This window comes from Actinotalea fermentans (assembly GCF_007991475.1).
Classification (GTDB): domain Bacteria; phylum Actinomycetota; class Actinomycetes; order Actinomycetales; family Cellulomonadaceae; genus Actinotalea; species Actinotalea fermentans.
The window spans coordinates 24037-47140 of record NZ_BJYK01000008.1; the positions used below are offsets into that span (position 1 = coordinate 24037).

A 23104-nucleotide genomic window follows, 5' to 3' on the forward strand; every position below is an offset into this window, starting at 1 on the left:
CACCCCCGCCGCGCACCTCACCACCCCGCGTTGCCGGCCAGCTCCAGCGCGATCTCCTGCCACCACTGGCCTGCGGCCGGCCCGCCGTTGCACTGCCCGTCCGACTCGCCCGGCAGCTTGACCCACAGCAGCGCGTCCAGGTGCGTGCCGTCGTCGACCAGGCGAGGCGGCTCACCCAGCGCGCGACCGCGCGGGTTGCACCACTCGCCGTTGGACCCGTTGCCGTTGCGCGACACGTCCACGACGTACCTCGCGCCGCCCGTCAGGGCCGAGACCTGCTCCCCGTACGCGACCGAGTCCGCCGTCGTCTGGTAGTTCGAGGTGTTCAGCGCGAAGCCCGCCGCGTCCGCCAGCCCCACCTCGTTCAGCCGCCGGGCCGCCTCCTCCGCGGACAGCCACCCCGAGTGGCCGACGTCCACGTACACCCGCGCTCCGGCGTCGGACAGCGCCGTCGCCGCGTAGCGCAGGTAGCCCACGCGGTCGCCCTGGCCGTCGCAGTCACCGAGGCCCGCGAGCGCGTCCGGCTCGAGCACCACCCACGGCTGCCCGACGACGGCGCCCGCCACCGCGTCGATCCACGCCGCGTAGTCCGACCCCGCCACCCCGCCCGCGGAGTAGAGCCCGCAGTCGCGGCCCGGGATCGCGTAGACCACGACGACGCCGAGAGCGCCCGCGGCGTCGGCCCGCCCGGTGTAGTCGCGCACGGCGTCGGCGGCCGCGGCGGGGTCGGCGTCGTTGACCCAGAAGGCCTGCGGCGTCGCCGCGATCTTCTCCAGGAGCTCACGCGCGGGGTCGGACGCCGCGGCCGCCGCGATCGCGGCCTGCGTGTCGGGGTTCAGGTAGAGCGCACCGGCCTGGGCGGGCGCGGCGGGTTCGGCGTCGGGCGACGGCGCGGCCGTCTCGGGCGAGGGGGCTGCCTCGGGCGGTGAGGACCGGGTCGCCGTCGGGGTGCTCGCTGCGGTGGGGGCGCCGTCGTCGGCGAGGGCGACCGCGACGACGACCCCGCCCACCGCCAGCACGCCCGCGACCACCACGCCGACGACCCGTCGCCTGCTCACCCGGCCTCCTCACGCTCCCGACGCACCCGCCGGACCCCGATCGGCTAGGGCGCGTCCTCGGGGGGCGCCGGCGTCGCGACGATCCGGACCTCCTCGGGCGGCGGCGTCGCCACGATCCTGCCAGGCAGCGGCGGCATCGTCGGGCGGTGGGGCAGGTCCCCGTCCGGCGTCCGCGCGGGCGGCCGGCCACCGGTCGCGGCGACGCCCGGCGACGGCGCGGCCGGCGCGACGCCGTCGAGGTAGCGCGCGGCCATCCGGTCGTGGTTCGTGGCGAACGACCACACGCCGGTGATCAGGGCGCCGATGCCGATGAGCCACAGCACGACCGCGACGAAGGTGAGGAAGGGCTCGCCCGTCTGCACGGAGAGCCAGCCGACGCCGGGCGCCCCGACGAGCATGAGGCCCAGGCCCCAGCCGAGGGCGTTCGCGGAGGGGACGGCACCGGTGCGGTTCATCGACGGCTCCTTCGCTGGGGCCCTGGTCGTGCGCCGGACGAGCGGCGCGGGCGGCGTTCCGATGATGCCGGGCCAGACGCCACCGCCGCTGACGAATGCGGACCCGCGTTGCCTGGAGCGCGCCCCTCGGCGGGTGCCGTCGAACGTCCGCACAACCCCGGACAACGCCGCGCGCCCTCATCCCGCCCGGGGCCCTCGCGACGCCCGTACGCTGCGGCCGCACCCGCCGACTGGAGCTCTCATGGGACGACCGCATCGATTCGCCGGCAGCCGCCTCGACGCGAGGACGACGCTGCCGCCGAGTCGCATCCTCGACCTCGGCACCGCGGCGGCCGAGGTCGCCGTCGGCAACCGGTGGGACGGGCGCACGGTCACGAACCTGGTCGCCTCGGCGGCCGACGGCGCCGCCTACGAGATCCGCGGCGGGATCGGCCTGAACGCCAAGCACCTGGACTTCCGGCTGACGGTCTCCGACGCGGGCGAGCGTCGCGACGTCGCGACCGTGATCACCTGGTACCGGACGTTGCAGAGCGTCATCTACGGCTTCATCCCGATGGGCCGCAAGACGATGCTGGGGCACCACGCGTACCTGCAGTTCATCGAGGACCTCGCGCAGCGCATCCGTGCCGAGGACCCCGCCGCGACCATCACCATCCGCAAGGGCGAGCAGGTGCTGGCGGCGGTGGGCCAGACCGCGCTCGCGTCGGCTCCCCTGGTCGCACCGGCTCCCGCAGTCGCGTCGGCTCCCGCAGTCGCGTCGGCTTCCGCGGTTGCGGCGGCTCCCCTGCCGGGCCCGACGGCGCCGCCCGCGCCCGGCGGCCGGGCATGCACGTCGTGCGCGGCGGTGGCCTACGACGGCGACGTGTACTGCGGCCAGTGCGGGGCGGTGCTCTGATGGAGTTCCTGGCGATCCTGTCGGGCATCTCGCTCGTGGTGCTGGCCCTGCTGCCGAACGGTGGCCTGACGCCGGGGCGCAAGGTGGGCGTCATCGGCCTGGGCGTGCTCTTCGCCGGGTACGGCTTCTACGTGGCCGCGCAGGACAGCGGCACGTGGAGGTTCCCGATCATCGTCTTCGCGCTGCCGGTGATCGCGGCGGTGGAGGTGGTGCGCGAGATACGCGACCACCGCCGTCGGACCGCGCAGTGGGCTCCGGCACAGGGCGCACCCATGCCGAGCGCACCCACCCTGAACGCACCGGGGCCGGGCGGCGCCGAGCTCGCGGCCTTCTGCACGGCGTGCGGTTCTCGTCTCCGGCCGGAGGTGCGGTTCTGCACCCGGTGCGGCGCCCGACGCGCGGTCGTGCCCGCCCCCGCGGCGGTGGGCCGTCCGGCGTGGCTGCTTCCGGTCGCCATCGGTGGGGGCGCGGTCGCGCTCGTCGTGACGATCGTCGTCCTCGTGACGATGCTCGGGAACCGCGGGCCCGGCGTGGACGAGCAGGAGGACGTCGCGGGCGCGCTGGTGGCGGCCGCGCGGGAGAGCGCGTGCGCGGACGCGGCGTCGGACGGCCTGTACCTCGCGTCGGAGATGGCCCGCGTGATCCCCGACGACTTCTGGGTGGACTCGCCCGCGTACCCCACGGTGGTGGAGGCGCCGTTCGCCGAGCTCGCCCGGACCTGCGGGTACGAGTACGGGTCCGAGGCGCTGAACGCCGTCGGCATCGTGGGCGTGACCTACCGGGCAATCGACGGCGCCATGCTCGCCGCGGCGCCGCCGGTCGTGGCCGAGCCCGCTCCGCAGGACCAGGGCGGTGTGAAGCAGTCGACGCAATCGGACGAGCCGCTCGTCGTCCCGGGCTCGGTGACGCTGTGGGGCGGCGGCGCCATCGGCGACCTCGGCTACTTCGCGCCCGCGGACTACGCCCTCACCACCCTCGCGAACGAGCTGGGGGCGTGGGAGTCGGAGGGGGACGTCTCCTGCAGCGACGGCGCCATCACCGGCCGGCAGTACTGGTGGGATGACTTCCTGGTGTTCGTCGGCGAGCAGGGCTTCACCTACGACCACCCGTCCGGGGAGGTCGTGACGGTCGAGGCGCCGTACGTCGGCGGCTGGATGCTGGTCCCCGGGGACGGCGCGCGGACCGGCCTGCGCACGGCCGACGGCCTCGGCACGGGCGACTCCGTCGACGAGCTGCTCACCAGGTACCCAGGCGCCTACGTCGCCGGCCCGGGCCCGGACGGCACCGTCGACTGGGAGTTCTTCGCCGGGGACATGGGCGGGTACGTCTTCACGACGACGGGCGAGGAGCCCGACGACGTGGTGGTGGCGATCAGGTCGGGGACCGTCTGCTGGTAGCGGGCGCGGGCCCCGTCAGGTGACGACGTCCAGGAGGCGGCGGATCGGCGTCGGCGTCCGCTCCAGCGGCACGACGGCGGCGAGCAGGCTCCCGTAGGCGATCTTGCGTCCGCTCGCGGTGCCGATGAACCGGCGCAGCTGCGCGTCGAGCGGGCGCGTGCGCTGGAACGGCTGACGCTGGAACGCGCGGAAGCGGTCGAGGTCGTGGCGCTCGGCGAGCAGGTCGAGGACGCCGTCGGTCGTGCAGGCACGGATCAGCTCGTCCTCGAGGTCGCGCTCGCAGCGGAAGAGGTGGTGTGCCGCGGGGTCGAGGGCCGCCGGGTCGAGGGCGGCCGAGTGGAGGTCGACGAGCGTCCGGCGGACGACCCGCTCCTCGGCTGCGTCGTAGAGACCGGCCGCAGGGAGGCCGTCGGCGGCGGCGGCGCGCAGGTGGGTGCGCAGGTTGGTGATGCCCTGCATGGGGACGACCGCGATGCCGGTGAGGTCGCGGCCGAGGCGGGCGGCGAGGGTGGTGACGGCGGCGGCGTCGGACGCGCCCTCGACGAGCACGCGCCAGCGCTGGGCGGGTGCCGTGCCGGCGTCGGTCACCCCGGCAGTGTGCGGGCGCGACGGGCCGTCGCGGAAGGTGCCGACGGCGGGCACGGCGAGAAGGCGGGGCGCAGACGGCCGTCGTCGGGGCCCGCCTACGACCACTCCGGGACTATTCACGGGCTCGACCAGCCAATTACCGTCGGTCGATGGGACTGAACCAGAACGTCGCCTCGATGAACGCGGGGCTCGGGGCGCTCGCCCAGCAGCGCCGTAACCGCGAGGCCGCCGTCCAGGCCGGCAACACGAACGCTCTGCTGGGGCTGCTCCTCGAGGCGCAGGAGGAGACGAACCGGCTCCTCCTGTACATCGCCGACCTCGAGCACCGCCGCGAGCTGCGCGAGCTCGCGGCCGGGGAGGGTCAGCCCCGTTGAACGATCCAGCGGCGACGAGCCCGGCCGACGCGCCACCTCCAGCGACGCCGGACGCCCTGGTCGCCGCGCTGCGTGACGCCGGCGCGGCGCTCTCGCCGTCGCAGCTGCGGGCCCTCGACCGCCGATCGCTTGCCAGCCCCGGGCTCTACAGCTGGTGGGTCGACGAGCGCGGCGCGGCCGACCTCTCGCGCGGCCTCGGCCACCCGCTCGGCGCGGGGCTCATCTACGCCGGCCAGGCGGGCGCGTCGCGCAGCCGCAGCGCCAAGCCGTCCACGAACACGCTCGCCGGGCGCCTCGTCGGCATGCACCTCGGCGGCCGGGCTCGGATGTCGACGTTCCGCCGCACGCTCGGGTCGATCCTCTGGCCGGGTTGGGGCGGCGAGGCCGACGAGGAGCTCCTGACCCGCTGGATGGACGACCACCTGCGCGTGATCCCGGTGCCCGTGCCCGACGGCGCGACGCTCGACGCCCTCGAGACGGCCGTGCTCGCGCGGCTCGACCCGCCGCTCAACCTGGCGAAGATGACGCGCACCGACCTGCGGGCCGACCTCACGCGACTCCGCCGTCGGTACGCGCGCGCCCGCTGAGGCGCGCCGTCGGGGACCAGGGTCCCAGCCGTCCCGCGATGCCGGGTGGATCGTGTGGCGGGCGGGCGACCCCCGCCGCACGGCCGGGCGAGGAGGGGCGGATGGCGGGGTACGCCGTCGTCGACGTGGAGACCACCGGGCTGTTCCCGGGCGGGACGGACCGGATCGTCGAGGTCGCCGTCGTGCACGTGTCGCCGGGCGGCGAGCGCGAGCGGTCATGGACCACGCTGCTGAACCCGGGGCGGGACCTCGGGCCGCAGCACGTGCACGGGATCGCGGCGGCGGACGTGCTGGGGGCGCCCACGTTCGCGCAGGTCGCGGGCGCGTTGGCCGAGCTGCTCGCCGGGCGGGTGTTCGTGGCGCACAACGCGTCGTTCGACGCGCGGTTCGTGGCGGCGGAGTACGCGGCGCTGGGCTTCGACGTGCCGGTGGTGCCGGAGACGTGCCTGTGCACGATGCGCTGGTCGGGGCGGCTGCTGCCCGGGGTGGCGCCGCGGAGCCTGGCGGGGTGCTGCGCGCACGTCGGGATCCCCCTCGAGGGCGCGCACGCCGCGCTGGTGGATGCGACCGCGACCGCCGAGCTGCTGGCGCACTACCTGCGGGTGCTCGGGACCGGGGCCTGCGACGCGGACGACTGGTGGCGCGCGCACGAGCTCGCGGAGACGGCCTGCTGGCCCGCGGTGCCCGTGCACGACGTCGGGTGCTGCCTCCGCGGGGCGGGCGCGGCCCAGGCGGCGGTGCCGTTCCTCGAGCGGATCGTCGAGCGGCTCCCCGGCACGTGCGGGCCGGCGGAGCACCAGGAGTACCTGGCGATGCTCGACCGGGCGCTGCTCGACCGGTTCCTGTCCGTGCGCGAGCGGGAGGCTCTGGTCGCCCTGGCGGACCGGCTCGGCATCGGGCGGACGACGGCGCGGCAGCTGCACCGGGACTACCTGACCGGGCTGGCGGCCGAGGCCGTGCGCGACGGGGTGGTGACCGAGGACGAGGTGGTGGACCTCGTCGGGGTCGCGGAGATGCTGGGCGTGGACAAGGGCGAGGCGCTCGAGGTCATCGAGGAGGCACGGCGGGACGCCGGGCTGGGTGAGGGTGGCGCTGGGGCGTGCTCCGGGCTTGCGGGGTGCGACCGCTTCCGGCTGCGGCCGGGCGACCTCGTGGTGTTCACCGGCGACATGTCGCGCCCGCGCGAGGAGTGGATGCGGCGGGCGGCTGCGGCCGGGCTGGTGCCGCACCCGTCGGTGACGAAGTCGGTGGCGCTGGTGGTCGCTGCCGACCCGGACTCTCTGTCCGGGAAGGCGCGGAAGGCCGCGGCGTACGGGATCCCGATCGTCGGGGAAGGGGCGTTCGAGGAGATGCTGCGGCGGTTGTAGCTCAGAGAACCCCGGGGGCGTCGATGGGACTCTCCCTCTCCAGGTGCACGGGCCTGACCAAACGCCTGCCACCAGCGTTCCCTTCCTGGTTTGCTAGAAGCATGGCGCGAGTACGGTCCATCGCACGGAAGGCGCAGGACGCGCGACTTCACCCGACGGAGGTTGATGCGACCTACCAGGTACTCAGGACTCCAGCCGGCGCCCTCTTCCAACTCAGCACATACGGCTCCGACGCCCGTGCGAGCGAACCCAAAGTAAGCCAGACCATCCAGTTCGACGAGACGGCCGCCCGCGCACTCCTCGGGGCGCTCCGCGAAGCCTTCCCCACACTCTGAACTGAGGCGATGGTCAGCGGCCCACAGGACGGATTTCCTCGGCCTTGGCGGGAACCGCCTCACAGTCGACGCGCAGCCGGACGGCCTCGATGGCCGGGCTGAGTTCTTCGCGGACCCGCGGGATGTCGTCGGCATCGAACAGCCGCATCGATCTCACGGCTTCCTCCCTATCCCAGCGCAGGGACGTCGTCGCACCCATCCAGTCCTCGCCGAGGGTATCTGCGACCATTTGCCAGACCTTCGCAGCCAGGTCCACTCGACCGTGGAGGCGCTCCTGCACCTCCTCCACCAGGGACGCCACACTCGTCCCCGCCTCGGTGGCAGTCGTGACAACACTCACCACACGGGTCCGGGCGCCTTCAACCGGACACAACTGAGCGAGACTGAACTCATGTATCCGCGCGCCGCCATCAGTCGTCTTGACCTCGATTCGCGATGTCGGCGCAGCGAAGTCGAACCGGTCGTCCGTCGCGACGTGCCACGCTTCGACCATTCCCTCGACGTCGGATGACACGGCGATAGTGAGCAGCTCTCCCCAAAGCCCCAAGACGCTACCCCCCCGGAATGCAGAGGGGTCGAAGAGCCCCACGACATGCCGAAGAGCCGAGCGCACCGTCCCGGGCGTGGGCTCCTCGCCGATGAGATCAACGACTGTGGCCGCAACGCCGCAGAAAGCTGGAAGCATGGACGCTGAGACCTCCCGGAGCGCGACCACTCCCACCGTCTCCGTCACGGGGCCCATGGAATCTCCGTGGACCACAACCGTCGCGCGCGAGTGGGCAACAATCCGACGCAGCGTGACGGGCGCCCCGACGTGGCCGACAACCTCCGGAGGCGTGAGGAGCACGACCGCCCCGTCTGCTCCACGTCCCACCCGGAACGCCGGTGCGTTGGGCACTCGAGCCACGTTGTAGCCGCCGAGTTCCGGAGGAGCGACCGAGTCCAGGACCCTGAGTAGATCGCGACCAGCGGTCATCCCTCCACCTGCACAAGAGCGCCACCAGCCAGATGCCGAGGCACCCACACTGCCAGCCCCCGGAGATTCGGCGCCACGATCTCTCTTGTCTCCGCATCGACCGCGTCGACCGCGAAGACCTGGATTGTGAGGCGCTCCGGAGTGCGGAACGACGCGTCCCCTTGGTAGCCCTCCTCGCCACCGCCCGGCCGATAGCCCTCCTGCAAGTTGAGCACACGTCCGTCCATCTGCGACACCAAGCGACGCGACCGCCTCAGTCCGCCGCGCATCCACACAACATCTGCCAACTCATTAGGCGACTCATCGAGACTCGCGCCAAGTACGAGAAGCAGTTGGTTAAGGGCGACTCGGTCCACGGGATGCGCCTCCCACGCCGCCAGGAACTCGCCGACGATGACCGCGAGCGAAGCAGTACCCAACCGGTGCCTGTGCTCAGGTCGCCGATCATCATGGTGCTCACGCCAACCGAGTTCCGGTGCGTCAATCAACCGAGCAACAAGTTCCCGGTTCGTCTTGGCGTCGACAGAGGGAATCCGCGCCAGTCGCTCGAACCGAGCCCAAGTCTCGCCTGAGATCCTCGAATGCAGGTACGGCAGACCCACGACATCTTTCCGGCACGGCTTGAGAGCGGGGTCAAGGAGCATTCTGCGCTTCCAGTCCCCGAGACCCTTCCCCTCCTTCTCCAGCACACTCAACTCCTTGCGCAAGTAGCGCTCGTGCTCCACATAGCGGCTAAACGCCTGCTCCGTCTCGGGCACGAGCCATGCTCGACAGAACTCGGCATACGCGCGCTTGTAGCCGAAGAAGCGGGCGCGCTGCTGGATCGTGTCGGCGTTGCCGACGCCCGTCCCCCGTGGCATGTAGGTGACCGAGAGCCCTTCTACGGTGAAGCCTCGGTCGAGTTTGTTGCCGCCCACGAGCACCCAAGCAGGCGAAGAACCCCACTGGATCCCGTCCTCCTCAGGCACCTCGCTGTTCACTACGCGCACCTGCACCTTGAGGAGATAGAAGGGCAGCTCGGCAATCACATCGTCGAGGGGCGCCACGGGCGCTCCCTCGAGGACTAGCCCACGCCATGCCGGCTCGATGATCTCCCGAACCAACTCATCCCGATCTAGGCCAGGCTCACCAAGAGTCAGCCTCCACGCCTCGAGCGCCCCCGACACCCATTGCTTGTACCGGTTGTGCAAGTCCTTGGTGTGGGATGGGTGAACGAGCATCGCCAGCTGGCGTTTCCCGCGCTGGGACACCACGCCGACCAGGAACGTTGCGATGGCATCCAAGAGAGTCGCCGGGGGCTCGTGAGTGTCAAGATCGACGGCCGCATACGTCTCGGAGGCGGGGATGGGAACGACGAAGGACGACCGATGCTGGGCGAAGAAGTACTCCCCGCCCGTGTACGTCTCGCCCGCGTCCAGCACTCGCACGAAGTCGGGCGAGAGCATGTCGGCGAGGTTGAGCAGGAGCGGCGCCTGCGGGGTCGCCGTATACATGAGGTAGGTATGCGCGTGAAGGACGTTGCGAAGACGCACGATCGCGGCGTAGGTGGCCGTGGGGTCGTCAACGTCTCCCGCGTTCAACCCGGCCTGGTCCGCTTCGTCATCTACGACAAGTACCGGAGTCTTAGCGGTCAGGACCCCCTGCCGAACTAGGTGCTTCAGGAGGCCCGTAACCGCGTCAAGGCGCGTCGCGTTCTTCATCACTGTGATTATCACGGTCTGTCGGAAGTGCTCCGGAACATTTGGAGAGACCGATGTCGCGACCGCGTTGGCAATTGCGTCGACGTCGGGGCCGCCAGCCTTAGGGTTCTCGACGAGCAGCCATGGAGACATGCCGCCGTCCCTCTCCACCTTTAGATCCTTGCGCAGTCGCCTTGATGTTTGGCGATGGAGGTTCGTCTTCGTGCCAGCCATGAGAATCACCAGGGGGTACCCGTTGTCACGAGCAAGTGCTGTCACGGCGGTGAAAGACAGCGTCTTCCCGCTTTGCACGTATCCGACGACAAGGCCGGTTCGACGCCCCCTCACACCCGGTGGCAAACACGAAGCAAGCACGCCGACTGACTGGTCCTCGACCCGCATCCGCGAGGCATCATCCAAGTTGGCCTCACTGAGCAGACGGTTGGTCTCAGGTCCCACTACAGGGGCCCACAACTGACCCGGCATGGCCGGCTGCTGCAGGACCTCCACGTGCTCAACCATCACTTCTCCTCGCAAGCGGTTGGGTCACACCGGCTGAGCCGCGAGGACGCGGACCAGTGCGTTGACGGCCTGCGTGACGTAGTTCGGGAACTTCGCGCCGCGCGACCGGGCGACTTCCTGCGCCAGGCCGACGGCGATTGCCACGCGCCAAACCGGCTCGAGTTCCTGGGCCGGCATCTCACAGAATGCGCGCATGAACGGGTGAGCCTGGTTCACCTTGACAGAGACCACCGGAGACGCGTATTCGAGGTTGCGGCGAACGGTTATCCAATCGCCGAGGGCAGGCTCGTCGACGAGTTCAAGGCGGGCCGTCCACGTCACGCCATCGTGGAGCAACTCGAGGTCGCGATCAACGAGAGGCTCTTCCGAGTCTCGATCGGTGAGCGATTCGGGCTCCTCGTCCAACTCAAGGTTAACGTCACCCGAAGGCCACACCTCGTCAGAAGATCGCCAGAGGCTCCCGATGTCGCCAGCTGCACGCAGAAGATGGGACGTGCGGTCGGCGAGCGCATCCAACTGAGCTTGCGGAGTCTCCTCGGGCTTCCTCGCGCGGTACCCCTGCGCCTGTTTGAGGATCGGAATCGGCTCAGACTCGAGGATCTTCTTCAGCCCGAGGATGACGTCGTCTTCCTCGTCAAACCATACGAGATTGTCCTTCGTGTAGGTCACCGCGAAGTCACTCATGTCTAACTCGCCGAGGAGACGCTGCGACTCAAACGAGTTGCCTGAGCCAAAGATCAAGGAAGGCTTGTACAGGTCTTCGCCGGCTCCACTCACCACCTTGCCTCGGTACACAAGCGCAAGACCCGCCTCGCGCTGCTTCCCGGTCTCTCGTACAGCGACCCACCCCGTTACGCGTCGGCCCGACTCGAGGTCGAGCCTAACCTCTTTGATCCATCTGGACGGCTCCCCGCTCGGGTCAGCGTAATACGGCGCCACTAGAACTGGATGCTCCTCATACACGAGGGGAGCACCGTTGTAAGTGATCACCACGTCACCGCTCCGAAGGAATGTACGGTAAATGCTCGCCAGATGCTCCTTAATCTTCCCGATAGTGCGGCCACGCGGAACGCGGTGCAGGTCCCATAGCCGGAGCTCGGTCCAGTGGTCGAGCGCCCCCGCATAGTGCTCGTCGACCCGGAGTTCTTCCGTGCCCTCCTTCAAGATCGCCGGGACGTCGAACTCGACAGACCGCTCTCGCGGCTCATCGAGAGCCGTCGTTCGGAGCGACCAGCGACGGGCGAACCAGCACGCCGCTGCCTTCATACCTACTCCGAACTGGGAGAGACCGGTCGCGTCGCTCGGCGGCTCGGCGACCTGGAAGGCGCGCCCCCAGTCCTTCACAGCGATGCCCGCGGCGTTGTCCCTGATTGTGATCAGTCCGCCGTCGGCCGGGTCAACAGTGATGTGGATCTGGAGCTTGTAGCCGGGTCCGTCGATCTCACGGAGCCGCAGACGGTTGCTCATCCAGCTCTGGAGGCTGTTGTCCACGAGCTCCCCGATCGCGTACCACTCCCGGTAGCGCATGTGCGGAAAGAGTCCGAGCATGCGAACCCCGGGCCTGATGCTGACGTTGTCTGACACTTCGCGCCCTCCGCGTTCAATCGACACGCGCCATAGTTCCGTATCTGTACGACATCGTGAACAGGTGACGCGCGCCTGGGCCGCGACACGCGCCGAAAGCGGCTCCGTACGCAGGCGCTGAGCGCCTGTCTGGGAGGATCGATGGGTGGTGGACGACGCAGGAGCCGATGGGGCGGTTGCCTACTCACTGAGGCAAGGGGTCGAGTCCCTCATGCTGACCCCACCCTCGGACCGGGCTGCCCACGGTGACGCACTGACCCTTCACCAGGTGAGCGAGATCCTCGGCGTCGAACGACCCCGCGCCCGTGCTGTGTGGCGGCTGGCGGCCAGCGAGCTGGCCGTAGCGGCCGAGCGGGCGGGCTGGCCCGCGCGGGTCACGAGGGCCTTGGGCGAGCTTGAGGGACTCGGAACGCTGCTCGAGGTCGTTGGCGCAAGCCGCGGGCTCGATGCTGCCGGAGACCGATTCGATCCTCTGAGCGCCTACGCCCTAACCCGAGTCACGCTCGAACTCGCCCTGAGTCCTGAGGTGGCGTGGCGTCGTTCTGGCGTGACTGTCCTGGTCGCCAAGAGCGGCGACCTCACCTCTGCCGTCCCTACGGACGCACTATTCGAACACGCGAGTGAGTTGAGGCACGTCGTCGCGGGCCTCGTCACAGCAGGCGATGTCGTTGGTGCCCGACGGCTCGAGCAGGCCGTAAGCCTCTCGCCCGAACTCGGTTCTCTGACCGTCCTCAGCGCCTCCCGCCTCAGCGAGTTGGCGGCGGCTCAGATTCCGTACGTGCTGAGCAACCGTCGTGGCGAACTCTACCTCGCCGACCTCAAGCCCGTTCCTGCGCTGGTCGCCGTGGGCCCGACCCTTCCTTCGAGGGAGGTTACCGTCGAGGAGCTTCAGCGCAGGGTCCGTGCCCGCTTCCCTGGCGCCCTTCCGCTGCCCAGTCGAGAAGCCCTGGACGACGCCGTACGCGTCGCCACCGGCCGAGTCTGGGGAACGCGCGGCTACCGCCCGGCGCAATGAAGCGCCCAGAGCCGACGCGCATTCGGCCGGACACGCAGACGAGCCTCCGGTTCTCGAGACAACTGCGCAGCGGGACCTCCCCCGAACTCCTCCTCAGGCGCGAACTCCACCGTCGCGGACGGCGCTACCTAGTGCACCGTCCGATTCCCGGGCTACCGAGACGACGCGCCGACCTTGTCTTCACACGCTGGCGCCTGGCCGTGTTCGTCGACGGGTGCTTCTGGCATGGATGCCCCGAGCACGGCGTGATGCCGCGGAGCAACAGCGAGTGGTGGGGCTGGAAGCTCGAGATGAACAGGGAGCGCGATCGGGACACCGACCAGCGCCTGCGGGAGCTGGGCTGGACAGTGCTCAGGGTATGGGAGCACGAGTCTCCCGGGTTAGCCGCCGACCGTGTTGAGCAAATCCTCGACGCGCTCGCTCGCAGGCCGCGGGGGGCGCGGGATGACCGGTGAAGGCGGTGACGCGAGCACTGCTCGCACCAAGCCCGGTCCGAGCGGAAGGTTCGCGATCTCCTCTCGATCACGGAGCACGTGCTCGCGCAGGACGTGGTAGACGGTACCCACGTGGACAGCGTTCCCAAGTTGCTTGTAGGTCAGGGCATCCCGCTGCTCACCAAAGTCGAACCAGTCGGGAAAACCCTGGAGGCGCGCGGCCTCGCGCGGAGTCATGCGGCGACCCCAGGGGCCGATCACAGGGGTCTGAGCGATCGCGACCAGAGCCGGTGCGTAGGTGAGTTTCTTCGCACGGATGCCAGACGGCCGGAGATGGAGAAGACACGCCCGGAGATCCCGCGGCGCGTCTTGCGCCTGCCACTCGAGCTTCTGACGACTGGCAGGGAACGTGCGAACACGCGGGTTTGCTCTCAGCCAGCCACGAATCGCAGCTCGGTTCGCTCGATAGAACTCGATGTTCTTCGCCTCGAGGACCTGCTTCCAGCCTGGGGCTGACGGGTCCGGCAACCGATCGTCCTCCCAGTAGCGACTCCACAGAGGAAAACCAGGAAGCTGAACGTCGCGTGTCCGGTGAAGAAAGTCATTCCAGACGTCGATCCACTCCTGCTCTTCATCCGTCAGTAGGTAACGCTCTCGGTCGCCGATTAGGTGCTCAGGCTCAAGCACATCGCGCTGAAGGTCCCAGCTGCTCGGCTCCCAGCCGTCAACCGTGATGCGGGGAGTCACGACCGGCTGAACGTCCGTCTCGCGGAGGGCGCGCTCGCGACCCACCTGCGTTCCCATGATGTACACCCGCTCGCGGACCTGCGGAGCCCCGCCTCGATCAGGCGGCAGCAGGTGAGGGCTGAAGACGGCCGGAGCGTCGGGAACGCGGTAGCCAGCCTCCCGCAGTCCGTGCACGACGGCCGCCCATACGTCCCGCTGGCGAGGACCCGCGATGTTCCTGACGTTCTCGAGCATGATCACTGGGGGCTTATGCACCCGCAGCATCCGGAGAACCTCGTTGACCATGCGACCGCGAAGCTCGGACATTCCCCGCTGATGGCCCGACTTGCTGAACGGCTGACACGGGAAACCCCCGGCCAAGATGGCGTGCTCCGGGACGAGCCTGCCGGGATCTGCCGCCAGCCTTGCGATGTCGCCGGCCGGCCCAAGGCCCCAGTTCCTCTCGTATATCGCCGCCGGCGCGGGGTCGATCTCCGAGGCGAGTACGGCCGCCCCCCCGAAGGCACTCAGGGCCGCGTGGAAGCCACCAATTCCGGCAAACAGGTCGACGAAGGGGAAGGTCACGGGCTCAGAGTAGGAGCTAGACCGGACATCGTTGCGCCAACACTCGAGCCGCCGGACGCGCGAACTCCTTGAGGGGCCGAGCCGAGCCCCCAGGGGCTGACGCCATGGCGATGGCGGCTCGGTTCGCCGTCGGACGTCACGGCGACACCTGTCGGCCTGCTAGAAGCGCGCCTCCTGTGGTGTCACTGCCGAGATCTCAAGCAGCATCGCCCGCGTCTCCTCGTCGGCCGAGTACAGAACGGTCCCGACCATCCCTCTGGTCAACAGCACCTTGTACACGTGCCGCACCAGTCGGTCGAACCTCGCGTCGTCCACGCTCGCCCGGCTCCGATACTCCGGATCGCGATTGAACTCCCGCCGCGCCACCCACCGGTCGCCGCGCCACACCAGGTCCGGCCCGATGATCACGCCGTTCCAGTCGTACTCGAAGCCCTGGGCCGTGTAGACGCAGCCCACCTGGCCGAACCCGGCCGGGTCCGTGGCCCACAGTGACGACGGCGGAGCGCCGCCCACCGACCGCTCGCTCTTGAGGTTCCACGGCCGCGACCACGAGCCGATCTGCACGTCCGCCACCAGCGACCCATCCGCTCGCGGGTCGCTCCACGGCCAGCAGTAGCCCGCCGTCATCCGCGCGCCGTAGCCGGCCGCCATCCGGGCGTTCAGCCGCGCCTCCATCTCGGCCGGCGACTCCACTACCTCGACCGTGAACGAAGGCTCGTCGCGCCACTCCACCGGGCCGTCGCCGCGCAGCCCGAGCAGCCGCAGCACCCAGTCGATGTACGTGGAGCTCCCGCCGGCGCGGAACTGCGCGTTGAGGTCCACGTGCCGCACCTGCAGCCCGCGCGCACCCCCCGCGGCTTCGCTCTCCGGCACGCTGCCCATCTCGCCCGGTCGCACCACCTGGTACTGGTCCAGCAGGAACACGGGCACGCGGGCCGCGTCGAGCAGCTCCTCGATCTGCGGACGGCCTTCTCGCGCAGCGGCTTGGGCGTGTAGCGGTTCACGGACATCTGATGCCGGGTGAGATCTCGCCAGCCAACCCAAAGCCGTCCGATCCCGGTTGTACCGTGACGGGGTGCTCGACCCACGCGTTCACCAGGAGCTCCGCGCTTTCGTCGCTGAGCGGGACTGGGCGCAGTTCCACTCAGCCGAGAACCTCGCCAAGAGCATCTCGATCGAAGCCGGGGAGCTGCTCGAGTGCTACCAGTGGGATGCGGACGCCGATCCGGACAAGGTGCGTGCCGAGCTCGCCGACGTCGTCACCTACTGCGCCCTTCTCGCTGATCGGCTGGGCCTCGACCTGTCACAGATCGTCCTCGACAAGCTCGAGGTGACCCGCCGCAAGTACCCGGTCGACAAGGCCCGCGGCACGAGCGCCAGGTATGACGAGCTCTGAGATCCACCGGGTGCAGTTCGCGCGCCCGGCGATCGACGCATGGGCGGCGCTCGACCGGCGTCGCACCAACTGGCCCGTCGTCTACGTCATCGACGACCTCGACGGAGCCGGGCAGGACAGCGGACGCCTCGCCCAGGTCTACGTAGGCGAGTCGCTGAACGCGCGGAGCCGGATGCACCAGCACCTCGACTCCGGGACCAAGCCGGGGCTGCGCACGGTCCGGGTCGTGATGGGCGACGAGTTCAACAAGTCAGTGTGCCTCGACCTCGAGTCGTACCTGATCCGCCTGTTCGCCGGCGACGGTGCGTACACGGTGCTCAACCTCAACGGAGGCATCACAGACGCCGACTACTTCCGGCGCGACGACTACCGCGCATCCTTTCCGACGATCTTCGAGGAACTCCGGCGCGAGGGTCTCTTCACGCGCAGCATCGCGGAGATCGAGAACAGCGACCTGTTCAAGCTGTCGCCGTTCAAGGCGCTGACCCCGGACCAAGCGATCGCGATCGAGGACATCCTCGAGGGCCTGTTCGCTGACGTCGAGGCCGGCGAGGGCAGCACCATCGTCATCCAGGGCAGCGCCGGCACCGGCAAGACCGTGGTCGGCGTGTACCTGATGAAGCTCCTGAAGGACATCGGCGCGGCGACCCCGGACGACATCCTCGACAGCGACTGGATGTTCTCCGAGTTCTACGCGGAGGGGTACCGGGAGCTGGCGGAGAACCTCCGCGTCGGGCTCGTCGTCCCCCAGCAGTCGTTGCGCGAGTCGATCCGGCGAGTCTTCCGGCGGACGCCGCGGCTGAGCCCGTCGATGGTGCTTTCGCCGTTCGACGTCGGGAAGGCGACCGAGCCGTTCGACCTGCTCATCGTCGACGAGGCGCACCGACTCAGCCAGCGTGCGAACCAGCCGTCCGCGATGCAGAACATCGACTTCGCGCGGATCAACGAGCACCTGTTCGGCGTGGACGACCCTGCACGAACGCAGCTCGACTGGATCACGGCGCAGAGCACCCATCAGATCTTCCTGGTGGACGTGGCGCAGAGCGTCCGGCCGGCGGACCTTCGACGGAGGGTTCTCGACGACCTTGCGGCCGGCGCACGCGCGAAGAGTCGCCTCTATCCGCTGACCACGCAGATGCGTGTGCGCGCAGGCGAGGACTACGTCGGCTACGTGCGGGACGTGCTGGATCCGGCGCACGCACGACGGCCGGTCGAGCCGCGACCGTTCGCGGAGTACGACCTCCGGTTCTTCGGCAACCTCGCGCACATGCGCGACGCGATCATCGCCCTGGACGGCGAGAAGGGGTTGGCGCGGCTCGTCGCCGGCTACGCCTGGCGATGGCGGAGCCGGAAGGACCCTGAGGCGTACGACATCGAGCTCGACGGGGTCCACCTCCGGTGGAACAGCACGGACAAGGACTGGATCAACGCGCCCGGCTCCATCAACGAGGTCGGTTCGATCCACACCGTGCAGGGCTACGACCTGAACTACGCGGGCGTCATCGTCGGCCCTGAGCTGCGGTTCGACCCGCGCGCGGGTCGCCTCTTCCTCGACCGCGGTTCCTACTACGACACCCGCGGAAAGCAGAACAACCCCCAGCTCGGGCTCGTGTACACCGACGACGATCTGCTCGACTACGTCCGGAACATCTACGGCGTGCTGCTCACGCGAGGCATGCTCGGCACGTTCGTGTACGTCTGCGACCCGTCGCTGCGCACGTACTTGCGCCCGTTCTTCGACCAATCGCGACCCGGAGCGCTGGAGCAGCTCCGCGACACGGGGCCGTAGCTCCGCGACCATCAAGGCCGACGTCCTCGGGATCGACCTCATGGACGCCGCGCGGGTGAAGCAGGCGGCGGCACGCTCGCGCTTCCCTGCGGCAGACTTCCAGGGCGTTGCGCCCGACAAGACGTAGGGTCCGAGCTCACCCCCGACGAGGAGATCGACATGCCGGTGGAGATGGGAATCTGGCGCATCGACGGCGAGACTCCGCGGCGCCTCGCGGCGACCGCGCTCCCGTCCGAGCGGGCGCTGGAGGACTTCCTCGCCGAGGACCCGACCCTCCTCGGCACGCGGCTGCTCGTCATCGGCCGGCAGGTGCGCACGCCCTACGGCAAGTACATCGACCTCCTCGCGATCGACGAGGAGGGGAACCTGCACGTCCTCGAGCTCAAGCGCGACAAGACCCCGCGCGACGTCGTCGCGCAGCTCCTCGATTACGGGTCCTGGGTCACCGGGCTCGATCGCGAGGCCGTCATCGCGATCGCGAACGAGCACCTCGGCAGCCGCGGGCCGTTCGAGGTCGCGTTCGCCGACGCCTTCCAGACGCCGCCGCCGGACGAGCTCAACGCCCAGCTGCACCTGACCGTCGTCGCGTCCGAGCTGGACCCCAGCTCCGAGCGCATCGTCGAGTACCTCGCCTCGTTCGGCGTCCCCATCAACGCGGTCTTCTTCTCCTACCTGCAGGACGGCGACCGGCGGTACCTCGCCCGGAGCTGGCTCATGTCTGCCGAGGAGTCGGCAGCGGCACCCGGGCGTCGCGCCGGGAAGACCGCCGACTGGAACGGCCGCGACTGGTTCATCTCGTTCGGGGACGGCGGCGGCCGGTCCTGGGAGGACGGGCTCCGCTACGGGTTCGTGTCCGCCGGTGGGGGACGGTGGTACTCGCAGACGCTCCGGACCTTGCCCGTCGGCTCCCGCGTGTTCGTGCACGTGCCGCAGGCCGGGTACGTCGCGGTCGGCGAGACCCTGCGCGCCGCGGAGCGATTCGAGGCCGCCCAGGTGGAGGTGGACGGCGTCTGGGTTCCCCTCGCCGCACAGGACCTGCAGGCCAGCTACGTCCACCGCGAGGGCCTGAGCCCCGCGGACGTCAGCGACGACGACGCCGAGTACGTCATCCCCGTCCGCTGGACGCGCGCCGTCGGACGGGAGGAGGCGTACTGGGAGAAGGGCATGTTCGCCAAGCAGCTCAGCGCCTGCAAGCTGCGCCAGACGTTCACGCTCGAGCGACTGGCGGCGCACTTCCAGCTCGACGACTAGGGGCGTCAGCCCAGGTCACGCCCGACCGGCGGAACGGTCTGAGTTGCGGCCGCCGGTCAGCTGCCGCCCACCCCGGTGCCGGCCCGGCCGCAGGATCTCGACGACGTCACTCAGGTCCGTCCGGCGCTTCTCGGGGAGCCCCGTGATGCGCTTGGCCAGCTCCTTGCCCTGGACGATCGCCACGCCGTCGATGGTTCGTCCGCCGTCGTCGTAGCGACCCCACCAGACGATCACCGGCTGGACCCAGACCGCCCTGCCCGTCCGGGCCTCGATGACCTTCTTCAGGGTCACGGCGTCCCGCTTTGCTTGGCGAATGAGCGGGTCGAGACGCATGGTGAGCGTCTCATCGTCGGGATGGACGCCCTTCAACTCTCCGTCGATTGCCCTGAGCTGGTAGATCGACGACTTGGAGTTCAGGAGGAACAGACCTGGCGGGCCGACGACGACGTGGTCGAAGTTGTAGTCACCGTTCCGGAGGTCGTGCAGCACGTCCCAGTCCCGCGGGAGCCGGTCGAGCGCCTTTGCCGTGGCTGCTTCTCCGTACGCGCCCTCCTGCCATCGCTCGATGCTGCCCGGGGGGGTGTCCCGCGCCGCAATGAGCAACGCCACGAAGCTGCCCGCTACCAGTCCCGACGTCCACGTCGCAAAGCCGTCGCCCTCGGGCGGTGTCAGCGCGAAGACCAGAGCCGACAACGCCCACCAGCACACCGCGAGCACCAGCGTGGCAACGACCCACAACGTGCGCTTGCGGCGCAGCCAGTTCCGGCGTAGCTGGCGGTACTTCGCGCGGGCACGAGAGCCCGCCCGGCGCATCGCGCGTCGTCGTTCCCACCAGTCGCGGACCAGAAGTGCCATGCGACGGTCATCGGCAGCTCACCCGCGACGGTGAAGCCAAGGAACGACGTGCCCTCAGCGCTGGGCGAGCAGCCAGAGGATCGTGTCGTGGATGTGCTTGGCCTTGTCGGTGCCGCGGAAGGTGGCCTCGCGCATCGTCGATCCGGACTGGATGGCGATGGTCGCGGACGACGCGAACTTGCCGAACATCGACTTGTCGGAGACGAAGGACACGGCGCTGATCGCCCGGATCGGAATCGAGGTCACCGCGACCTTGCCGCCGACGAACGAGTTGTCCTGGAGCACTACCCGCTGGTTGGTGATCCCGACGAAGCCGGTCCCGGCGCCCGTGCAGTCATAGACCGCGAAGCACTGCTCGCCCTGGATGAGCCCGTCGAGGACCTTCTGGAGCTGGTCGGCCTTGTCGTGGGGGATCGCGTTGGTGCCCATGCCCGAAGATTAACCGGTCGCCGCCGTCCATTCTGCGCGGCATCGAGAGCTCGCCGACTCCAGCGGCGGCGCGACCGCCGGCAGATACTTGCCGCGGAAAGCACTTCTGGGAAATGTCCCCCAGGGTGGCCGGCCCAGACGCTCCCACGCGCACCGCGGGAACCTTCCGCACAGCCCGCCGGCCCGATCAGTTCCCTCCTCGCCCCCGGTCTACCCACTCGACCCACGACCACCGGAGGACGAGGCCCGCATGCCCAACCTCATCTACCTGACCAATGTCTCCCTCGACGGCTACATCGAGGACGCCTCCGGCCGCTTCGACTGGAGCCAGCCCGACCCCGAGCTGCACCAGTTCTTCAACGACCTCACGCGCCCCATCGGCACCTTCCTCTACGGCCGCCGCCTCTACGACTCGATGGCGGTCTGGGAGACCGACCCCGACCTCGCCGCCGGCCACCCCGTCACCGAGGAGTTCGCCGAGGTCTGGAAGGACGCCGACAAGGTCGTCTACTCCACGACCCTCGAGGCCCCGCGCACCACCCGCACCCGCGTCGAGCGCGCCTTCGACCCGGCCGCCGTCCGCGAGCTCAAGGCCGCCGCGACGCGCGACCTCACCATCGGCGGTGCCGGCCTCGCCGCGCAGGCGCTCACGGCGGGCCTGATCGACGAGGTCCAGCTCGTCGTCCACCCCGTCATCGTCGGCGGCGGCAAGCCCGCGCTGCCCGACGGCGTTCGCGCCGACCTCACCCTGCTGGACGAGCGCCGCTTCCCCGCCGGCCACGTCTACCTGCGCTACGCCGTCGCCCACCCGGCCTGACCGGCGTCGGCCGACGCCGTCGGGCAGCCGGCCGACGCCGTCGGCGACCCGCTACCGCGCCGGGCCCGCGAGCGCGGTCTTCGCCAGCTGGTCGGCGGCCGCGCCGAACATCGCCGCGACCTCCTTCTCCTCGACCGCGGCCGCGTAGGCGCCGAACGCCAGCGCGGCGGCGGCCTGCACCACCTGCCAGCCGACCTCGGGCGACTCGGTGAGGAACTGCTCCGCACGCGGTCCGGGCCGCGGCCAGCGACGCGGCCACCCCGTGCCGCACCAGTCGTCGTCGACGTCCTGCACCATCCGCTGCGCGGCGTCGAGCTGCCCGCTCGCGGCGGCCCCGAGCGCGGCCTCGGCGACCGCCCGCACCGTCTCCCGCACCTCGAGCTGCAGCACCCGCTCGGGGTGCAACTTCGGCGGGATCGGGTCCTGGCTGGACGCCACCCACCCGACCTTCGGCACGTGCGGCGCGATCGCCTCCCACAGGATCGGGTCGTGCCTCGCGAGGATCCGCAGCAGCTTCACCATGTCCCGTACCACGTCGAGCCCCTCTCCTCCGCGGCCGCTGGACGCGACCGACGCCTGCGCGACACCGGCGGGGGCCAGCCGGCGTCAGCGTGTCGGGGGATGGCTGGAACGCTACGCCGACGCGCGGTCCCGGGGAACGGGGTTCTCCACAGGTGCTCCTCGTCCACAGACAGCCCGACCTTCGGGTGACGGCGCGGCCGCGCGTCCCTAGCGTCCCCGCGTGACCACCGCGCACCGCCACACAACCGCCCTGCCCGACGCCGCCGGCGGGCCCGCCCGCTCCAGCCGACCCACCCGGGTGCGGTCCCGTGCCGCAGCGGCGGCCACCGTGCTCATGCTGATGACGGCCGCCTGCGAGTCCTCGGCACCGGAACCATCGGCCGAACCGACGCCCGTCGCGGTGCGATGGATCGCGGGCAGAGGTGCGGCCGCGCGGGCGGCGACGCAGGTCGTCGCACCGCCGACTGCCCCTCCCGCGGGCTCGGCCCTGCCGGGCAACGTCGAGCAGACACCCGAGGAGGCCGATGCGGCCGCCTTCGGTCGATGGTTCATGGAGCTCTTCCCGTACATCCACAACACTGGCGACACCGCCCTGTGGGAGGCGGTCAGCTCACCGGAGTGCAGCTACTGCGCGTCGGTGCTCGAGGTTGTTCGCAGCGACGCGACCGCCGGTATCGAAAACGCCTACGGACCGGTCACGGTCACGCACGCCCGAGCGTCGGCGCGCTGGTGGGCCGATCCCGGTGACTACCTCGTGAGCCTCACCCTGACGGTCGCACCGGCCGAGGACCGCGGGCCCGACGGGCTCGTCACCGACCGCAGGGGACCGACCAGGTACGACGTCAGCGTCGCCGTGGCGCTCGCGGACGGTGAGTGGCTGGTCGAGGGTGTCTCTGCGGCCGCCGTTCAGGAGCTCCCCCTGGGGGGCGAACCCATCGCAGACACCCTTCCCGTCGACGTCGTCGAGCCGGGCAGCGACCGGACGAGCGCGGGGGTCGGCACGAGCGTGCGCTACTCGCTCCTGCGCGCCTACGCCGAAGCGACCGGCGACCTCGGCCCGCTGTCGGCGCTCGAGTCACCGGAGTGCACCACGTGCAGCGAGACCCATGCGTTCGTCACCAGCCTCGCCGACGCCGTCCGGCCCCACGGCGCCCAGGTGCGGTTCGAGACGGGGACCTGCTGGACGGGCGATCCGCTTCCGTGGGTCGAGTGCCACGTCTGGCTGAGTCGCACCATCCCCGGCCGCGCCCCGTCGTACTCCCACGACATCACCCGGGTCACGTGGGACGGCACACGCTGGGCCGTGTCGCGCACGTTCCAGCAGGACGAGGTCTTGCCGCCCACGGCGGTCTCGGATCCGACGTCGGACCATCGCGCTCGGCACCTCCCCGTCGTCGAGTAGCCATCCGCGTCGCGGTGACCGGCAGCCACATCGACCACGGCTCGCGTCTCGGTGTCCACAGATGGG

The 23104-nt window shown here is 70.2% G+C and carries 23 protein-coding genes; 12 read left to right on the forward strand and 11 right to left on the reverse strand.

Features of this window, described 5'->3' with window-relative positions; all coding sequences use genetic code 11:
• Positions 1 to 17: 17 nt before the first annotated feature.
• Together AFE02nite_RS11295 and AFE02nite_RS11300 are read right to left on the reverse strand one after the other, a co-directional pair.
• Complete coding sequence (locus tag AFE02nite_RS11295; protein WP_146819665.1) at positions 18 to 1058, reverse strand: glycoside hydrolase family 6 protein; 1041 nt, start codon at positions 1056 to 1058, stop codon at positions 18 to 20.
• A 44-nt stretch (positions 1059 to 1102) separates the two neighbouring features.
• Positions 1103 to 1513 carry a hypothetical protein gene (locus AFE02nite_RS11300; RefSeq protein ID WP_034244310.1) on the reverse strand — a complete coding sequence of 137 codons (411 nt, stop codon included), beginning with the start codon at positions 1511 to 1513 and terminating at the stop codon, positions 1103 to 1105.
• A 241-nt stretch (positions 1514 to 1754) separates the two neighbouring features.
• On the opposite strand from AFE02nite_RS11300, the gene AFE02nite_RS17440 reads away from it, so the two are divergent.
• Positions 1755 to 2408 carry a hypothetical protein gene (locus AFE02nite_RS17440; RefSeq protein ID WP_034244307.1) on the forward strand — a complete coding sequence of 218 codons (654 nt, stop codon included), beginning with the start codon at positions 1755 to 1757 and terminating at the stop codon, positions 2406 to 2408.
• Positions 2408 to 3805 carry a zinc ribbon domain-containing protein gene (locus tag AFE02nite_RS11310; RefSeq protein ID WP_052113503.1) on the forward strand — a complete coding sequence of 466 codons (1398 nt, stop codon included), beginning with the start codon at positions 2408 to 2410 and terminating at the stop codon, positions 3803 to 3805. Before AFE02nite_RS17440 ends, AFE02nite_RS11310 begins: the two co-directional genes overlap by 1 nt.
• A gap of 15 nt (positions 3806 to 3820) precedes the next feature.
• On the opposite strand, the gene AFE02nite_RS11315 is transcribed toward AFE02nite_RS11310, so the two are convergent.
• Entirely contained in the window at positions 3821 to 4393 is a 573-nt protein-coding gene (locus tag AFE02nite_RS11315; protein WP_052113504.1) for a TOPRIM nucleotidyl transferase/hydrolase domain-containing protein, read from the reverse strand.
• Between the two features lie 149 nt (positions 4394 to 4542).
• On the opposite strand from AFE02nite_RS11315, the gene AFE02nite_RS11320 reads away from it, so the two are divergent.
• The 3 genes from AFE02nite_RS11320 (at position 4543) to AFE02nite_RS11330 (ending at position 6721) form a co-directional block, all read left to right on the forward strand.
• Positions 4543 to 4767, forward strand: coding sequence for a hypothetical protein (locus AFE02nite_RS11320; RefSeq protein WP_034244301.1), 225 nt, complete (start codon positions 4543 to 4545; stop codon positions 4765 to 4767).
• Positions 4764 to 5354, forward strand: a complete 591-nt coding sequence (locus tag AFE02nite_RS11325; RefSeq protein ID WP_052113502.1) for a GIY-YIG nuclease family protein — start codon at positions 4764 to 4766, stop codon at positions 5352 to 5354. Before AFE02nite_RS11320 ends, AFE02nite_RS11325 begins: the two co-directional genes overlap by 4 nt.
• Before the next feature lie 101 nt (positions 5355 to 5455).
• Positions 5456 to 6721, forward strand: coding sequence for an exonuclease domain-containing protein (locus AFE02nite_RS11330; RefSeq protein WP_034244298.1), 1266 nt, complete (start codon positions 5456 to 5458; stop codon positions 6719 to 6721).
• A 348-nt stretch (positions 6722 to 7069) separates the two neighbouring features.
• Here the strand turns inward: AFE02nite_RS11330 and AFE02nite_RS11340 are convergent, their stop codons facing one another.
• From AFE02nite_RS11340 to AFE02nite_RS11350, 3 genes are read right to left on the reverse strand one after another with little or no spacing between them, the layout of a single operon-like run.
• Positions 7070 to 8032: a PD-(D/E)XK motif protein gene (locus AFE02nite_RS11340; RefSeq protein ID WP_146819667.1), complete on the reverse strand. Its 963-nt coding sequence runs from the start codon at positions 8030 to 8032 to the stop codon at positions 7070 to 7072.
• Entirely contained in the window at positions 8029 to 10233 is a 2205-nt protein-coding gene (locus AFE02nite_RS11345; RefSeq protein ID WP_052113500.1) for a Z1 domain-containing protein, read from the reverse strand. Before AFE02nite_RS11345 ends, AFE02nite_RS11340 begins: the two co-directional genes overlap by 4 nt.
• 24 nt (positions 10234 to 10257) lie before the next feature.
• Complete coding sequence (locus tag AFE02nite_RS11350; protein WP_186814546.1) at positions 10258 to 11760, reverse strand: ATP-binding protein; 1503 nt, start codon at positions 11758 to 11760, stop codon at positions 10258 to 10260.
• A gap of 325 nt (positions 11761 to 12085) precedes the next feature.
• Here AFE02nite_RS11350 and AFE02nite_RS11355 point away from each other — a divergent pair, with 325 nt between their 5' ends.
• Both AFE02nite_RS11355 and vsr read left to right on the forward strand, forming a co-directional pair.
• A complete protein-coding gene (locus tag AFE02nite_RS11355; RefSeq protein WP_146819669.1) occupies positions 12086 to 12832 on the forward strand; it encodes a hypothetical protein in 747 nt (248 codons plus the stop codon).
• The gene (gene vsr, locus AFE02nite_RS11360; RefSeq protein WP_146819670.1) at positions 12829 to 13287 is read left to right on the forward strand and encodes a DNA mismatch endonuclease Vsr; all 459 of its coding nucleotides are present in this window, start codon (positions 12829 to 12831) and stop codon (positions 13285 to 13287) included. The genes AFE02nite_RS11355 and vsr overlap by 4 nt, the downstream gene beginning before the upstream one ends.
• On the opposite strand, the gene dcm is transcribed toward vsr, so the two are convergent.
• A complete protein-coding gene (gene dcm, locus AFE02nite_RS11365) occupies positions 13213 to 14577 on the reverse strand; it encodes a DNA (cytosine-5-)-methyltransferase (RefSeq protein ID WP_146819671.1) in 1365 nt (454 codons plus the stop codon). The genes vsr and dcm overlap by 75 nt on opposite strands.
• 159 nt (positions 14578 to 14736) lie before the next feature.
• A complete protein-coding gene (locus AFE02nite_RS11370) occupies positions 14737 to 15507 on the reverse strand; it encodes a DNA/RNA helicase domain-containing protein (RefSeq protein WP_052113498.1) in 771 nt (256 codons plus the stop codon).
• Positions 15508 to 15652: 145 nt separating this feature from the next.
• Here AFE02nite_RS11370 and AFE02nite_RS11375 point away from each other — a divergent pair, with 145 nt between their 5' ends.
• From AFE02nite_RS11375 to AFE02nite_RS11385, 3 genes are all read left to right on the forward strand, one after another.
• The gene (locus AFE02nite_RS11375; protein ID WP_034244290.1) at positions 15653 to 15973 is read left to right on the forward strand and encodes a nucleotide pyrophosphohydrolase; all 321 of its coding nucleotides are present in this window, start codon (positions 15653 to 15655) and stop codon (positions 15971 to 15973) included.
• Positions 15960 to 17762, forward strand: a complete 1803-nt coding sequence (locus tag AFE02nite_RS11380; protein ID WP_052113497.1) for a DUF2075 domain-containing protein — start codon at positions 15960 to 15962, stop codon at positions 17760 to 17762. Before AFE02nite_RS11375 ends, AFE02nite_RS11380 begins: the two co-directional genes overlap by 14 nt.
• Before the next feature lie 159 nt (positions 17763 to 17921).
• Positions 17922 to 19013 (forward strand): endonuclease NucS domain-containing protein, encoded by a 1092-nt coding sequence (locus tag AFE02nite_RS11385; RefSeq protein ID WP_034244287.1) that lies wholly within the window; start codon positions 17922 to 17924, stop codon positions 19011 to 19013.
• A gap of 15 nt (positions 19014 to 19028) precedes the next feature.
• Here the strand turns inward: AFE02nite_RS11385 and AFE02nite_RS11390 are convergent, their stop codons facing one another.
• Both AFE02nite_RS11390 and AFE02nite_RS11395 read right to left on the reverse strand, forming a co-directional pair.
• Positions 19029 to 19868: a nuclease-related domain-containing protein gene (locus AFE02nite_RS11390; RefSeq protein ID WP_146819673.1), complete on the reverse strand. Its 840-nt coding sequence runs from the start codon at positions 19866 to 19868 to the stop codon at positions 19029 to 19031.
• 54 nt (positions 19869 to 19922) lie between these two features.
• Positions 19923 to 20297: a hypothetical protein gene (locus tag AFE02nite_RS11395; protein ID WP_034244282.1), complete on the reverse strand. Its 375-nt coding sequence runs from the start codon at positions 20295 to 20297 to the stop codon at positions 19923 to 19925.
• A gap of 250 nt (positions 20298 to 20547) precedes the next feature.
• Here AFE02nite_RS11395 and AFE02nite_RS11400 point away from each other — a divergent pair, with 250 nt between their 5' ends.
• Positions 20548 to 21114 carry a dihydrofolate reductase family protein gene (locus AFE02nite_RS11400; RefSeq protein WP_034244280.1) on the forward strand — a complete coding sequence of 189 codons (567 nt, stop codon included), beginning with the start codon at positions 20548 to 20550 and terminating at the stop codon, positions 21112 to 21114.
• 51 nt (positions 21115 to 21165) lie between these two features.
• Here AFE02nite_RS11400 and AFE02nite_RS11405 read toward each other — a convergent pair whose 3' ends face one another.
• Positions 21166 to 21636, reverse strand: coding sequence for a hypothetical protein (locus AFE02nite_RS11405; protein WP_034244278.1), 471 nt, complete (start codon positions 21634 to 21636; stop codon positions 21166 to 21168).
• A 220-nt stretch (positions 21637 to 21856) separates the two neighbouring features.
• On the opposite strand from AFE02nite_RS11405, the gene AFE02nite_RS11410 reads away from it, so the two are divergent.
• Positions 21857 to 23038: a hypothetical protein gene (locus tag AFE02nite_RS11410; RefSeq protein WP_146819675.1), complete on the forward strand. Its 1182-nt coding sequence runs from the start codon at positions 21857 to 21859 to the stop codon at positions 23036 to 23038.
• The last annotated feature ends 66 nt before the right edge of the window (positions 23039 to 23104 follow it).

Excerpts from the sequence above, each read along its gene's own strand:
- AFE02nite_RS11300 (WP_034244310.1), bottom strand. The coding sequence starts at position 1,513 with ATGAACCGCACCGGTGCCGTCCCCTCCGCGAACGCCCTCGGCTGGGGC.
- AFE02nite_RS17440 (WP_034244307.1), top strand. The coding sequence starts at position 1,755 with ATGGGACGACCGCATCGATTCGCCGGCAGCCGCCTCGACGCGAGGACG.
- AFE02nite_RS11310 (WP_052113503.1), top strand. The coding sequence starts at position 2,408 with ATGGAGTTCCTGGCGATCCTGTCGGGCATCTCGCTCGTGGTGCTGGCC.
- AFE02nite_RS11320 (WP_034244301.1), top strand. The coding sequence starts at position 4,543 with ATGGGACTGAACCAGAACGTCGCCTCGATGAACGCGGGGCTCGGGGCG.
- AFE02nite_RS11330 (WP_034244298.1), top strand. The coding sequence starts at position 5,456 with ATGGCGGGGTACGCCGTCGTCGACGTGGAGACCACCGGGCTGTTCCCG.
- AFE02nite_RS11340 (WP_146819667.1), bottom strand. The coding sequence starts at position 8,032 with ATGACCGCTGGTCGCGATCTACTCAGGGTCCTGGACTCGGTCGCTCCT.
- AFE02nite_RS11345 (WP_052113500.1), bottom strand. The coding sequence starts at position 10,233 with ATGGTTGAGCACGTGGAGGTCCTGCAGCAGCCGGCCATGCCGGGTCAG.
- AFE02nite_RS11350 (WP_186814546.1), bottom strand. The coding sequence starts at position 11,760 with ATGCGCTACCGGGAGTGGTACGCGATCGGGGAGCTCGTGGACAACAGC.
- vsr (WP_146819670.1), top strand. The coding sequence starts at position 12,829 with ATGAAGCGCCCAGAGCCGACGCGCATTCGGCCGGACACGCAGACGAGC.
- AFE02nite_RS11380 (WP_052113497.1), top strand. The coding sequence starts at position 15,960 with ATGACGAGCTCTGAGATCCACCGGGTGCAGTTCGCGCGCCCGGCGATC.
- AFE02nite_RS11385 (WP_034244287.1), top strand. The coding sequence starts at position 17,922 with ATGCCGGTGGAGATGGGAATCTGGCGCATCGACGGCGAGACTCCGCGG.
- AFE02nite_RS11390 (WP_146819673.1), bottom strand. The coding sequence starts at position 19,868 with ATGGCACTTCTGGTCCGCGACTGGTGGGAACGACGACGCGCGATGCGC.
- AFE02nite_RS11395 (WP_034244282.1), bottom strand. The coding sequence starts at position 20,297 with ATGGGCACCAACGCGATCCCCCACGACAAGGCCGACCAGCTCCAGAAG.
- AFE02nite_RS11400 (WP_034244280.1), top strand. The coding sequence starts at position 20,548 with ATGCCCAACCTCATCTACCTGACCAATGTCTCCCTCGACGGCTACATC.
- AFE02nite_RS11405 (WP_034244278.1), bottom strand. The coding sequence starts at position 21,636 with ATGGTGAAGCTGCTGCGGATCCTCGCGAGGCACGACCCGATCCTGTGG.